General features: G+C 53.9%; 9 protein-coding genes. 6 read left to right on the top strand and 3 right to left on the bottom strand.

Translation table 11 applies throughout. The features are described from left to right. Window positions 1–47: 47 nt before the first annotated feature. Both mscK and acrR read right to left on the bottom strand, forming a co-directional pair. Complete coding sequence (gene mscK / locus HV355_RS19900; protein WP_108415732.1) at window positions 48–3395, bottom strand: mechanosensitive channel MscK; 3348 nt, start codon at window positions 3393–3395, stop codon at window positions 48–50. A 113-nt stretch (window positions 3396–3508) separates the two neighbouring features. After that, on the bottom strand, window positions 3509–4162 hold the full coding sequence (gene acrR / locus HV355_RS19895) for a multidrug efflux transporter transcriptional repressor AcrR (RefSeq protein ID WP_010428179.1): 654 nt from the start codon (window positions 4160–4162) through the stop codon (window positions 3509–3511). A 141-nt stretch (window positions 4163–4303) separates the two neighbouring features. On the opposite strand from acrR, the gene acrA reads away from it, so the two are divergent. The 6 genes from acrA (at window position 4304) to HV355_RS19865 (ending at window position 11142) form a co-directional block, all read left to right on the top strand. Further along, window positions 4304–5497: a multidrug efflux RND transporter periplasmic adaptor subunit AcrA gene (gene acrA / locus HV355_RS19890; protein WP_042716154.1), complete on the top strand. Its 1194-nt coding sequence runs from the start codon at window positions 4304–4306 to the stop codon at window positions 5495–5497. 22 nt (window positions 5498–5519) lie between these two features. Next, window positions 5520–8666 carry a multidrug efflux RND transporter permease subunit AcrB gene (acrB, locus tag HV355_RS19885; RefSeq protein WP_089598001.1) on the top strand — a complete coding sequence of 1049 codons (3147 nt, stop codon included), beginning with the start codon at window positions 5520–5522 and terminating at the stop codon, window positions 8664–8666. A gap of 509 nt (window positions 8667–9175) precedes the next feature. Then, window positions 9176–9550, top strand: coding sequence for an Hha toxicity modulator TomB (tomB, locus tag HV355_RS19880; protein ID WP_008499288.1), 375 nt, complete (start codon window positions 9176–9178; stop codon window positions 9548–9550). A gap of 27 nt (window positions 9551–9577) precedes the next feature. Beyond that, a complete protein-coding gene (locus tag HV355_RS19875) occupies window positions 9578–9796 on the top strand; it encodes an HHA domain-containing protein (protein WP_010428174.1) in 219 nt (72 codons plus the stop codon). A gap of 209 nt (window positions 9797–10005) precedes the next feature. Next, window positions 10006–10557, top strand: coding sequence for a maltose O-acetyltransferase (gene maa, locus HV355_RS19870; RefSeq protein WP_148400317.1), 552 nt, complete (start codon window positions 10006–10008; stop codon window positions 10555–10557). A 117-nt stretch (window positions 10558–10674) separates the two neighbouring features. Beyond that, window positions 10675–11142: a YlaC family protein gene (locus tag HV355_RS19865; RefSeq protein WP_089597999.1), complete on the top strand. Its 468-nt coding sequence runs from the start codon at window positions 10675–10677 to the stop codon at window positions 11140–11142. On the opposite strand, the gene HV355_RS19860 is transcribed toward HV355_RS19865, so the two are convergent. Beyond that, on the bottom strand, window positions 11114–12574 hold the full coding sequence (locus HV355_RS19860) for a PLP-dependent aminotransferase family protein (RefSeq protein ID WP_182403137.1): 1461 nt from the start codon (window positions 12572–12574) through the stop codon (window positions 11114–11116). The two genes, HV355_RS19865 and HV355_RS19860, sit on opposite strands and share 29 nt — an antisense overlap. Window positions 12575–12639 lie beyond the last annotated feature (65 nt).

The following is a 12639-nucleotide window of genomic DNA, read 5'->3' as shown; positions in this document are numbered from 1 at the left end:
GAGGGAGAAAATCGTTCCCTCGCCCCTGAGGGCAGAGGGAAAATAGATTATGCCGGAGTCGGATCGTCACCCTTAATCTCGCGCTTCACTTCCGTATGCTCTTCACCTTTTTCGTTACGCAGGTGAACCTCAAGCTGGTTGAAGGCGATGTTAATGTCATTTTCACGGCACAGGCGGTCGATCGCGCGGTTCAGTTCGTCGACGGTGTAGCTGCGATCGCGCAGCTCACGCACGTACAGGCGCAGCTCGTGGTCCAGCGTACTCGGACCGAAAGTGGTGAAGAACACCGCAGGCGCCGGATCGTGCATGACTTTCGGATGTTCAGACGCCGCCTTCAGCAGCACCTCTTTCACCTTATCCAGATCGGAACCGTAGGCCACGCCGAGGCGGATCACCACGCGAGTGGTCGTATCGGAGAGCGACCAGTTGATCAGGCGCTCGGTCACGAACGCTTTGTTCGGGATGATCACCTCTTTACGGTCAAAGTCGGTAATGGTGGTCGCACGAATACGGATCTTGCTGACGGTGCCAGAGAAGGTGCCGATGGTGACGGTATCGCCGATACGCACCGGACGTTCGAACAGGATGATCAGGCCGGATACGAAGTTCCCGAAGATCTCCTGCAGGCCGAAACCAAGACCGACCGAGAGCGCTGCCGCCAGCCACTGCAGTTTGTCCCATGAAACACCCAGCGAACCAAAGACCGTCATCGCACCCGCGATAATGATCACGTAGTTCAGGATAGTGGTGATGGCGTAAGACGCCCCCTGACGCAGGTTCAGGCGGGACAGCACCAGCACTTCCAGCAGGCCCGGCAGGTTGCGGATCAGCGCCCAGGCGACCACCAGCGACACCAGCGCAAAGAGCAGGCTGCCCATGGTCACGCTTTTCATCACCGTCACACCCGCCTCGGTGCCGCTGTACTGCCAGAGCTTGACGCTGTCGAGGTACGCAAAGACGGTGATTAAATCAGACCAGATGGCCCAGAACATCACCCCAAACAGCGCCACCATTACCAGCATCGTGATACGCATGGTTTGCTGGTTGACCTGCTCCAGCGCGATGGTCGGCTCTTCCTGCGGCTCCGCGCCTTCTGCCCCCTCTTTCACCTGATGCTGACGGCGCGCGATCGCACGGCGATAGGCGATACGCCGCGCCGCCACGCTCAACCCGCGCAGCACGGTCTGGAACAGCAGATTCCAGACAATCACCAGATAAACCGTTTCGATCCAGCGGCCTGACAGGCGCAGCGTGGTATAGAAGTAGCCCGTTGCCGTCAGCACCATCAGCGCCAGCGGAATGATCGCCAGCACCGTTACGGTCGCCAGACGAAGGTTGTGGGACTCTTTATCACGCCAGCTGTCGCGGCACATCGGCCACATCAGAACGGCAATCAGCAGCAGGTTCAGCAGAATAACCAGCTGCCCCAGCACGTCGTCCATCAAATGCAGCGGTGAGAGCTCAGACACGACAGACCAGAAGTGCAGCGGCAGCAGCGCGAGGCTGATGCGCACAATCTGACGACGCCAGTGGCTGGTAAGTTGTTCCGGCATGTTGAAGTGACGCACCGCCACTCCGTCTTTTTCCAGCACTTTCCAGCAGAGACCAAACACCAGCCAGAACAGCGCCAGCTTTTTGCTGAACGCCCAGAGCAGGTCGCTGATGTTGAGCTGCATCGTGAGCAGAATCAGCCCGGCGGCCAGAATCAGCAGGCAGACCGGCAGCGCGCGGATCAGGTCAATCAGGATCGCTTTCGGGGTGTGCAGCTGGCTGTCGTTACGCAGTTGTCCCACTTCTGACGCCAGCCTGGCCTGATACTGTTTCAGCCATTTCAAACGCCAGCGGATCAGACCCGCAATCAGCAACAGCGGCAGGCCCGCGAGGAAGGCAATCATCACCGCAGGCCAGGCTTTTTCCCAGTTGACGGTGATTTTCATGCTCTTGATTTGCGACTTCAGCGTCTCAGGGAAGGATTTGACCCAGTCCCAGTCCATCGGCTTGTTGCTGTTCACCCAGAAAATCTGCTGGGTCAAAATCTCCTGCAGGCTTTTCGAGACGCTCACCAGCTGCTGCTGGTTGATCTGCAGGTTAATGGCCATCATTAGCTGGTTACCCAGCTGTTTGTTGAGCTGGTCGAGCAGCTCGCGACGCATATCGACGACCTGCAGCAGCGCGTCGTGAACCTCCGGGTTCACCTCGCTGGAATGGCCCTCTTCCACTTTCGCGACAAAGTTATCGCTCTGGAAAAGCGCATCGCGCTGCTGGTTGACGTCAAACTGTTCCAGACGTAAATCTGCGATGCGGTTGGTCATGTCCTCCAGCTCGTCGGCGGACGGCAGCGTCTGCTGCTGCTGGTACAAAATTCGCGACAGCAGAAGGCTCCCTTTCAGAACCGCAATCTGCTCTTTAATGTTACGTTCCGCCTGCAGCGCGCGATCCAGCCAGTTTTTGACTTTAATATTCTGCTGCACCAGCGAGTTACCGCTTTCGGTGGCCTGAATCAGACGCTCACTTAGCTGATGGTTAAGCTCAAGCTCCTGCTTCACCAGCGGGTTGGCCTGAATGCGGGCGGTTTCGTCTGGCGAGACAGCTTCCTGAGCGGTTTTTTCCGTCAGCGTCAGGCGTTTACTGTTTACCGCCTCCTGCAGCAGCTGGAGCTGGTGCTCAAGACGATTAATGTTGGCGGTGACGTAATCACGCTGTTTTTGCAGCGTATCCTGCAGCACCGTATTGCCTTCAAGGCTCTTACGCTGCTGTTCAATTTCCGCATTAAGCAACGTCTGCTGAATCAACAACAACGTTTGCTGCGTAGCGCGTAACGCGCCATCTCCCACAGCCGTCCCATTCAGGCGGTTGCGGATCTGCTGAAGCTGCTGAGACGCGGTGTACATCGCGTTTTGCACGCGCTCAGGCTGCGTTTGCAGCGAGACCAGCTGGCTGTTATAGGTGGCGAGATCGGACTGCGCGGTCTGGAGATCGTCCAGCAACTGCGCCACACGCGACTCCAGCTGACGTAGCGAGAGCGTCGCAAGCGTTTTGCGGGTTTCGTCATCGTTATCGACGTCGCTCAGCGCGCTCAGCGCCTCTGTCGCCTTGCGCATGTTGTCCGGTGCCTGCGCGACCTTCTGGCGAAGCTGAGCCGTTTCTGCTTTTACGCGTTCAATTTTATCCAGCGTTTCCAGCGTTTCCGTCAGATCCTGTTGGACGAGTTTCTCCTGAGGCGACAGCTCTTTTTGTTTATTAAGCGTATCAAGCTGCGCCTGAACATCGGCACGCGAAGGGATATCGCTGGCGTTATCTGCGCGAGCATACGAAAGCGGCGCGGAAGCCAGGAAAAACAGCATAGCAAAAAATAATGCAAGAACAGGATGTTGCGAGCGTTTGGTGTGCAGCATAGTCGTGAGTATGATGTGAGAAATGACCGAAAATAGTCCGGTGTGAAGAATATCACGCCCGCTGAAAGCAGAATAGCAAGAACATGAACCTCCAGGATAAATCCTGGCGACGGTCAGGCAGGAACGGAGTGGGTTTCGTCACGCAGCGTCGGACAAAATTGCAACATCTCCAGCAAAATGGCGACGTAGCTACGCGCTTCGTTTTTAAGATCAAAAGATTGTGGCGCAAATAGCCAGTTCTCCATCAGCCCGGAGACATAGCTACGTAACAGGATGGCGGCGCGTCGCGTCAGCAGGTTGGCCGGTAACGTTTTTGCCTGAATACATTGCGTTAGCGTCTGTTCGATACGGTCATAGCTCTCCAGACACAGGCTACGCTGCGCCTGCTGGACGACCGCCATTTCGCCCACGAACTCGCATTTATGAAAAATAATTTCCATCATTAGCCTGCGACGTTCTTCAACTACCGTTGCTTCAAGGATATATACTAGAATTTCTCTTAATACTGAGAGTGGATCGTCAGGGAATTTTGCCCGATACTCAGTCTCTAGATCGCTAATGTTGGATTCTGAAAGCTCCCAGATTTCACCAAACAGATCTGACTTGTCTTTGAAATGCCAGTAAATCGCTCCCCGCGTGACGCCCGCGGCCTGAGCAATCTGCGCCAGCGAGGTTGATGACACACCCTGCTGAGAGAACAAACGAATCGCCACATCCAGAATGTGTTGTCGGGTTTCCAGCGCTTGTTGTTTGGTTTTTCGTGCCATATGTCAGTGAATTTACAGGAGTCAGATTTACATACATTTGTGAATGTATGTACCATAGCATGACGATAATATAAACGCAGCAATGGGTTTTTAGACTCAGGACCCTTGATCAATTTGAAATCGGACACTCGAGGTTTACATATGAACAAAAACAGAGGGTTAACGCCTCTGGCGGTCGTTCTGATGCTCTCAGGCAGCTTAGCGCTAACAGGATGTGACGACAAACCGGCTCAACAAGGAGCTCAGCAGGCGCCAGAAGTAGGCGTTGTGACGCTCAAATCTGAACCTCTACAAATCACCACAGAATTACCAGGCCGTACGAGTGCTTACCGCATTGCGGAAGTGCGTCCTCAGGTGAGCGGTATTATCCTGAAACGTAACTTCACGGAAGGCGGTGATGTGAAAGCCGGTGAGTCTCTGTATCAGATTGATCCAGCAACCTATCAGGCGTCTTATGAAAGCGCGAAAGGCGATCTGGCGAAAGCTGAAGCTGCAGCCAAAATCTCCCAGCTCACGCTGAGCCGCTATAAAAAACTGCTCGGTACGCAGTACATCAGTCAACAGGATTATGATACTGCGCTGGCGGATGCACAGCAGACCAACGCTGCCGTCGTTGCCGCGAAAGCCGCCGTCGAAACCGCGCGTATTAACCTGGCCTACACCAAAGTGACCTCCCCTATCAGCGGTCGTATTGGTAAATCTTCCGTGACGGAAGGGGCGCTGGTGCAGAACGGTCAGGCCACGGCGCTGGCTACCGTGCAGCAGCTTGATCCGATCTACGTTGACGTCACACAGTCCAGCAATGATTTCCTGCGTCTGAAGCAAGAGCTCGCAAGCGGCAAGCTGCAACAGGAAAACGGCAAAGCCAAAGTGGAGCTTGTGACCAATGACGGTATCAAATACCCACAGTCAGGCACACTGGAATTCTCTGATGTGACGGTCGACCAGACCACCGGTTCCATCACCTTACGTGCGATTTTCCCGAACCCGGACAACACGCTGTTGCCTGGTATGTTCGTTCGCGCGCGTCTGGAAGAAGGGACGAATCCAACCGCACTTCTGGTTCCACAGCAGGGTGTGACCCGTACGCCACGCGGCGATGCGAGCGCACTGGTTGTCGGGGCGGATGACAAAGTCGAAACCCGCAATATCACTGCTACGCAGGCGATTGGCGATAAATGGCTGGTGACGGAAGGTCTGAAAGATGGCGATCGCGTGATTATCACTGGTTTGCAAAAAGTTCGTCCTGGCGCGCAGGTTAAAGCACAGGAAGTGAAGTCTGACGATAAACAACAAGCTTCAGCCGCTGGTCAGTCAGAACAAACCAAGTCTTAACTTAAACAGGAGCCGTTAAGACATGCCTAATTTCTTTATCGATCGCCCCATATTTGCGTGGGTGATCGCCATAATCATCATGCTAGCTGGGGGACTTGCGATCCTGAAGCTGCCCGTCGCGCAATATCCAACGATTGCGCCACCGGCGGTGACGATCTCCGCAACCTACCCAGGGGCTGATGCAAAAACGGTGCAGGACACCGTGACTCAGGTTATCGAACAGAACATGAACGGTATCGATAACCTGATGTACATGTCCTCAAACAGTGACTCCACCGGTACAGTTCAGATCACCCTGACCTTCCAGTCAGGTACCGATGCTGACATCGCGCAGGTTCAGGTGCAGAACAAACTGCAGCTGGCGATGCCGCTGCTGCCGCAGGAAGTACAACAGCAGGGCGTGAGCGTCGAGAAATCGTCCAGTAGCTTCCTGATGGTTGTCGGCGTTATCAACACCAACGGCACCATGACGCAGGAGGATATTTCCGACTACGTGGGCGCCAACATGAAGGACGCCATCAGCCGTACTTCCGGTGTGGGTGACGTGCAGCTGTTCGGTTCCCAGTACGCGATGCGTATCTGGATGGATCCGAACAAGCTGAACAACTTCCAGCTGACGCCGGTTGACGTAATCAGCGCGATCAAAGCACAGAACGCCCAGGTGGCAGCCGGTCAGCTAGGCGGTACGCCGCCGGTGAAAGGCCAGCAGCTTAACGCCTCGATCATCGCACAGACGCGTCTGACGTCCGCCGATGAGTTCAGCAAAATTCTGCTGAAAGTGAATCAGGACGGTTCTCAGGTTCGCCTGCGCGACGTGGCGAAAGTTGAGCTGGGCGGTGAGAACTACGACATCATCGCGAAGTTCAACGGCAAACCGGCTTCCGGTCTGGGTATCAAACTGGCGACAGGCGCTAACGCCCTGGACACCGCCACGGCTATCCGTGCAGAGCTGAAGAAGATGGAACCTTTCTTCCCGTCAGGTTTGAAAATCGTATATCCGTATGACACCACGCCGTTCGTTAAAATCTCGATTCACGAAGTGGTAAAAACCCTGGTTGAGGCGATCATCCTCGTCTTCCTGGTCATGTACCTGTTCCTGCAAAACTTCCGTGCGACGTTGATCCCAACCATCGCCGTTCCGGTCGTACTGCTCGGGACCTTCGCAATCCTGTCGATATTTGGCTACTCGATAAACACTCTGACAATGTTCGGGATGGTGCTCGCCATCGGCCTGCTGGTGGATGACGCCATCGTTGTGGTAGAGAACGTCGAGCGTGTGATGGCGGAGGAAGGCCTGCCGCCGAAGGAAGCAACCCGTAAATCGATGGGGCAAATCCAGGGCGCGCTGGTCGGTATCGCGATGGTGCTGTCTGCGGTATTTATTCCGATGGCCTTCTTCGGGGGTTCAACCGGTGCGATTTACCGTCAGTTCTCTATTACCATCGTTTCCGCGATGGCGCTGTCCGTGCTGGTGGCGTTGATCCTGACGCCTGCCCTGTGTGCCACCATGCTGAAGCCGATTCAGAAAGGCGGCCACGGCGAGCACAAAGGGTTCTTCGGCTGGTTTAACCGCATGTTTGATAAGAGCACGCACCATTACACCGACAGCGTGGGCAACATCCTGCGCAGCACCGGTCGTTATCTGCTGCTCTATATCATCATCGTGGTGGGCATGGCTTTCCTGTTCGTTCGTCTGCCAAGCTCGTTCCTGCCGGATGAAGACCAGGGCGTGTTCCTGACGATGGCACAGCTCCCGGCGGGTGCATCGCAAGAGCGTACCCAGAAAGTGCTGGACGAAGTGACGGACTACTACCTCACCAAAGAGAAAGACAACGTTGAATCCGTGTTTGCGGTTAACGGCTTTGGCTTTGCGGGTCGTGGTCAGAACACCGGTATCGCCTTCGTTTCTCTGAAAGACTGGTCTGAACGTCCGGGCGAAGAGAACAAAGTTGAAGCGATCACCGGCCGCGCCATGGGCACCTTCTCGCAGATTAAAGATGCGATGGTCTTCGCCTTTAACCTGCCAGCGATTGTTGAACTGGGTACGGCGACCGGTTTCGACTTCCAGCTGATTGACCAGGGTGGTTTGGGTCACGAGAAACTGACTCAGGCGCGTAACCAGCTGTTTGGTGAAGTGGCTAAACACCCTGACCTGCTGGTCGGCGTGCGTCCAAACGGTCTGGAAGATACGCCGCAGTATAAAATCGACATCGACCAGGAAAAAGCCCAGGCGCTGGGTGTGTCCATCAGCGACATCAATACCACACTGGGCGCGGCCTGGGGCGGTAGCTACGTCAACGACTTCATCGACCGCGGTCGTGTGAAGAAGGTGTACGTGATGTCCGAAGCGCAGTACCGTATGTTGCCGAACGACATCAACAACTGGTACGTTCGCGGCAGCGATGGGCAGATGGTACCGTTCTCCGCCTTCTCAACCTCGCGTTGGGAATACGGTTCACCGCGTCTGGAACGCTATAACGGCTTGCCATCGATGGAAATCCTGGGTCAGGCTGCGCCGGGTCGAAGCACCGGTGAAGCGATGAACCTGATGGAAGAACTCGCCAGTAAACTGCCTGCAGGTATCGGCTATGACTGGACCGGTATGTCCTATCAGGAACGTCTGTCCGGGAACCAGGCCCCTGCCCTGTACGCCATTTCACTGATCGTGGTCTTCCTGTGTCTGGCGGCACTGTATGAGAGCTGGTCGATTCCGTTCTCCGTTATGCTGGTTGTTCCACTGGGGGTTATCGGCGCGCTGCTTGCCGCAACGTTCCGTGGATTAACCAACGACGTTTACTTCCAGGTGGGCCTGCTGACAACCATTGGCTTGTCGGCGAAGAACGCGATACTTATCGTGGAATTCGCCAAAGATCTGATGGAGAAAGAAGGCAAAGGTCTGATTGAGGCGACGCTTGAAGCCGTTCGTATGCGTCTGCGTCCAATCCTGATGACGTCTCTGGCATTTATCCTCGGTGTAATGCCGCTGGTTATCAGCTCCGGTGCGGGCTCCGGCGCGCAGAACGCAGTAGGTACCGGCGTAATGGGTGGGATGGTCACCGCGACCGTTCTTGCGATCTTCTTCGTACCGGTGTTCTTCGTGGTGGTTCGCCGCCGCTTCAGCCGTAAGAATGAAGACGTTGAGCACAGTCATTCGGTAGAACCTCACTGATACCGGTTTCATATGATAAAAAGGCCGCATTTGCGGCCTTTTTCATTTCAAAAAAATCATAAATTACGCTTATTGTGCTGCTATTTATTTTCTGTCATCTTAATAAGACATATCATAATTAACTGAAAACTTAATCGGCGAATTCATGATTTTTTTAATTTCATTTCGCCGCGTAAATTATTAGGAATATTCCTAGCACCACTATCGAACAAAGAAAAGTCCGAATCTGGTCTTCGTCTGACAGTTTACGCTAAATCAATGAAACGTAAGGACGCGATAAAAAATCAGTGTTAATTCGGTTAAAAACGTTCTGTTCAGACCGGGCAATTGCGTAAACGCACGCAGTATCAGGTTTTAATTGTAATTTTTCGTAATAGCGCGGTGAAATCTCGATCAGAGTGGCTTATAGTTAGAGTTATCAGGAACACAGCACCCGTGCGGCTAAGTATGTTGTATCCATCCCGACATGATGTTCGGTGAGTAAGAAATCACTCAGAAGGGGATGCGCTATGGACGAGTACTCGCCAAAAAGGCATGATATCGCGCAGTTGAAATTTCTCTGCGAATCCTTGTACCATGACTGCCTTGCCAATCTTGATGAAAGTAACCATGGCTGGGTGAATGACCCAACGTCTGCGATCAATTTACAGTTGAACGAGCTGATAGAGCATATTGCAACCTTCGCACTTAATTATAAAATTAAGTACAATGAAGATAATAAGCTCATTGAGCAAATTGACGAATACCTGGACGACACCTTTATGTTGTTCAGTAGCTACGGCATTAACGCCCAGGATTTGCAAAAATGGCGTAAATCGGGAAATCGGCTATTCCGCTGCTTCGTCAACGTGAGCAGAGCAAACCCGGTTAGTCTTTCCTGTTAAAATTATTACAATTACTAAGGTGAATTTATGTCTGATAAACCATTAACAAAAGTCGATTATTTGATGCGCTTGCGACGTTGTCAGTCAATAGACACGCTCGAACGTGTCATCGAAAAAAATAAATACGAGCTGTCTGATAATGAACTGGCTGTATTTTATTCAGCCGCTGACCATCGGCTCGCTGAGCTGACCATGAATAAGCTGTATGACAAAATCCCAACGTCCGTATGGAAATTTGTTCGTTAATCTTTAACGTGTATCTGTAGAGGTTCTACGTCGCGTTCTGGTTTGTATACACCTTTCGACTTACGCTCCCTGTGCGAAAGCAGGTCTCCGTGTAAAACGTGCTCATCCGCAACATTGTTGTGACTCTTATCACACAGGTTTTCCGGGAACGTTCCCTTACTGGCCTATCCCTATTACTCTGCAGTAATGATATCCAGAGAGGTTCCTAAATGAGCACAGAAAAACAGAAGATGATTGCAGGTGAACATTACCGCCCTGGTGATGAGACGTTACGGGGCGATCGGCTGCGAGCCCGCCATCTGATTCACCGCTATAACCACACCGCCCCCGACGCGAAAACTGAACGCCAGAACATTCTGGCGGAACTTTTAGGACAAAGCGCAGGCGCGTATATCGAGCCGAGTTTCCGCTGTGACTACGGTTACAACATTTACCTGGGTAAAGAATTTTACGCTAACTTCGATTGCGTGATGCTGGATGTCTGCCCTATTCATATTGGCGACAACTGCATGCTGGCACCGGGTGTGCATATCTACACGGCAACTCATCCGCTGGATCCCGATGAACGCAACAGCGGCGTCGAGTTTGGTAAGCCCGTGACCATTGGCAATAACGTCTGGATTGGCGGGCGCGCCGTCATTAATCCTGGCGTCACGCTGGGTGATAATGTGGTCGTGGCTTCCGGCGCGGTTGTGACAAAAGATGTACCGGCCAATGCTGTCGTTGGCGGCAATCCGGCAAAAATCATCAAGATGCTCTAAGGTATCGGGGAGCCAACTGTTATGGTCTTTTAGCGCCTGACTGTTACTTTTTTCAGCCTGGTGGCTCCCCTAAAATAGGCGGATCCCCTGTATTTTCAACAATCATGAAGGCAGAAAATGACCGAGATACAGCGCCTGCTCACCGCCACCATCGACGATCTTAACCACCGCGAAAAGCGCGACAATCGCCCGCGTTTTAGCATTAGCTTCATTCGCAAGCATCCGGGACTCTTCGTCGCCATGTACGCTGCCTGGCTGGCAACGCTTGTGGTGATGCTGACATCCGAAACCCTGGTGGACTCCGTCTGGCTGCTCGTTGTGCTGTTTGTGGTATTCAACGCGTTCTTCTTTTTCGACGTTAATCCCCGCTACCGCTACGAAGATATCGACGTGCTTGATTTCCGGGTCTGCTATAACGGCGAGTGGTACAACACGCGCTTTGTGCCGACAGAATTGATCGACAGCATTTTACACTCCCCAGCTGTGGAGACCGGGCAGAAAGAGAAGCTGCAGAAAATGGTTTCAACCAAAGGCCAGCTCTCTTTCTATGACGTCTTTACGCTTTCCCGTCCTGCTGCTGTGTAATCAGCGTCTGTAGGCGTCGGATACCTGACGCAAATTGAGAAGCAGAGGTATTACCGTACCCCAGTACCAGACCGGTTTGCCCCTGCTTCGGCGTCAGGTAGTACCCGCTTAACGCCGCGGGGGCCAGCTGAAATGCCCTCGCCTGCTGAACAATCGCCTTGTCATTAATCCCGTCAATCGCCACCGTCAGGTGCATACCGCCCTCCGCCGCCAGCACACGATGCGCGACATGTAGCTCCGCGTTGAGCACGTCGCGCAGCTGCCGGTAGCGTTTCCGATAGAGCCGACGCATGGCGGCAAGATGACGAGCGTAATGGCCCTCTTCAATAAACAGCGCCAGCGTACGCTGTTCCGCACGATGCCCCCCACGCAATAACGCACCAATGGCCGGACGCGCCGCGTTTGCCAGCGACGGTGGGATGACCATAAAACCGATTCGGAGCGACGGGAACAGCGTTTTACTGAATGTTCCCAGATAAACCACCGGCGCGTTGTTGACCATTCCCAGCATTGCTGGCACCGGCTCTCCGGAATACCGAAACTCGCTGTCGTAATCGTCCTCGATAATCCAGGCCTTATGCTGGAGCGCAAGCGCCAGCAATGACAAGCGCCGACGCGCGCTCAGCACGCTCCCGTAGGGAAACTGATGTGAAGGCGAAGTAAAGATAAGTGCAGGGCGCGCTGCATGTTGCCCTTCCCAGTTCATTCCCTCGTCGTCCACGGGCATGCCCACCATCGTTAATCCCGATTTCGCAAACGCGCTTTTTGCCCCCGCATAGCCGGGATCTTCAATCCACGCGATATCCCCCGGCTCGCTCAACAACTGCGTGCAGAGATTCACCCCTTCCAGAGCCCCCTCGGTAATAACAATCTGACTGGCATCGCAATCAATTCCCCGCGACAGGGCAAGATGGCGGGCAATCGCCTCACGTAATGAGGTTTCCCCGGCCGGATCGCCATAGCCAAGCAATGCACTCCCTTCCTCGCGTAAAACGCGATCGTACAAGCGCCGCCAGAGCGGAAGAGGAAAATAATTGATGGCGGGCGTGCCGGGTGTAAAAGCGAGTACCGGCGTCTCCCGCAGCGTCGGCTCTGGCAGCTGCGTCACCCGCTTAGCCAGCGTGACGGTCGGCTCGGGAAAATCCTGTCGATTTCCGCGCTGCGCCAGTTGCGCCACGCGCGTACCCTGACGACTGCGCAGCAGATATCCTTCGAGCGAGAGTTGCTCAAGCGCCGCATTAACGGTGTTACGGGACACGGAAAGCTGCTGCGCAATCACCCGGGAGCCCGGTAAGCGGCTTTCAGCCTGCAGCCTTCCCTGCAGGACAGCTTCACGCATGGCAAGATACAGCGTGCGCTGCAAGGTCTCTTCACCGCGCTTTTTCAGCGCAGCAGTAATCAGGGTATAAAATTCATCGCCAGGTATATTCATTTTCTCTCTCCGTGGTACCACCAGAACATACCTCACTGGTACTTTTTAAGGAACCAGCATTTATT

Origin of the sequence: Enterobacter sp. RHBSTW-01064 (assembly GCF_014103035.1) — a bacterium.
Taxonomy (GTDB): domain Bacteria; phylum Pseudomonadota; class Gammaproteobacteria; order Enterobacterales; family Enterobacteriaceae; genus Enterobacter; species Enterobacter mori.
The sequence above is the reverse complement of the archived record's forward strand: the minus strand, read 5'-3'. Positions and strand labels throughout refer to the sequence as shown.

Bases quoted from the DNA above. Each gene is read 5' to 3' on its own strand.
- HV355_RS19860 (WP_182403137.1), bottom strand. From the start codon at position 12,574: ATGAATATACCTGGCGATGAATTTTATACCCTGATTACTGCTGCGCTG.
- acrB (WP_089598001.1), top strand. From the start codon at position 5,520: ATGCCTAATTTCTTTATCGATCGCCCCATATTTGCGTGGGTGATCGCC.
- acrA (WP_042716154.1), top strand. From the start codon at position 4,304: ATGAACAAAAACAGAGGGTTAACGCCTCTGGCGGTCGTTCTGATGCTC.
- HV355_RS19875 (WP_010428174.1), top strand. From the start codon at position 9,578: ATGTCTGATAAACCATTAACAAAAGTCGATTATTTGATGCGCTTGCGA.
- mscK (WP_108415732.1), bottom strand. From the start codon at position 3,395: ATGCTGCACACCAAACGCTCGCAACATCCTGTTCTTGCATTATTTTTT.
- HV355_RS19865 (WP_089597999.1), top strand. From the start codon at position 10,675: ATGACCGAGATACAGCGCCTGCTCACCGCCACCATCGACGATCTTAAC.
- acrR (WP_010428179.1), bottom strand. From the start codon at position 4,162: ATGGCACGAAAAACCAAACAACAAGCGCTGGAAACCCGACAACACATT.
- tomB (WP_008499288.1), top strand. From the start codon at position 9,176: ATGGACGAGTACTCGCCAAAAAGGCATGATATCGCGCAGTTGAAATTT.
- maa (WP_148400317.1), top strand. From the start codon at position 10,006: ATGAGCACAGAAAAACAGAAGATGATTGCAGGTGAACATTACCGCCCT.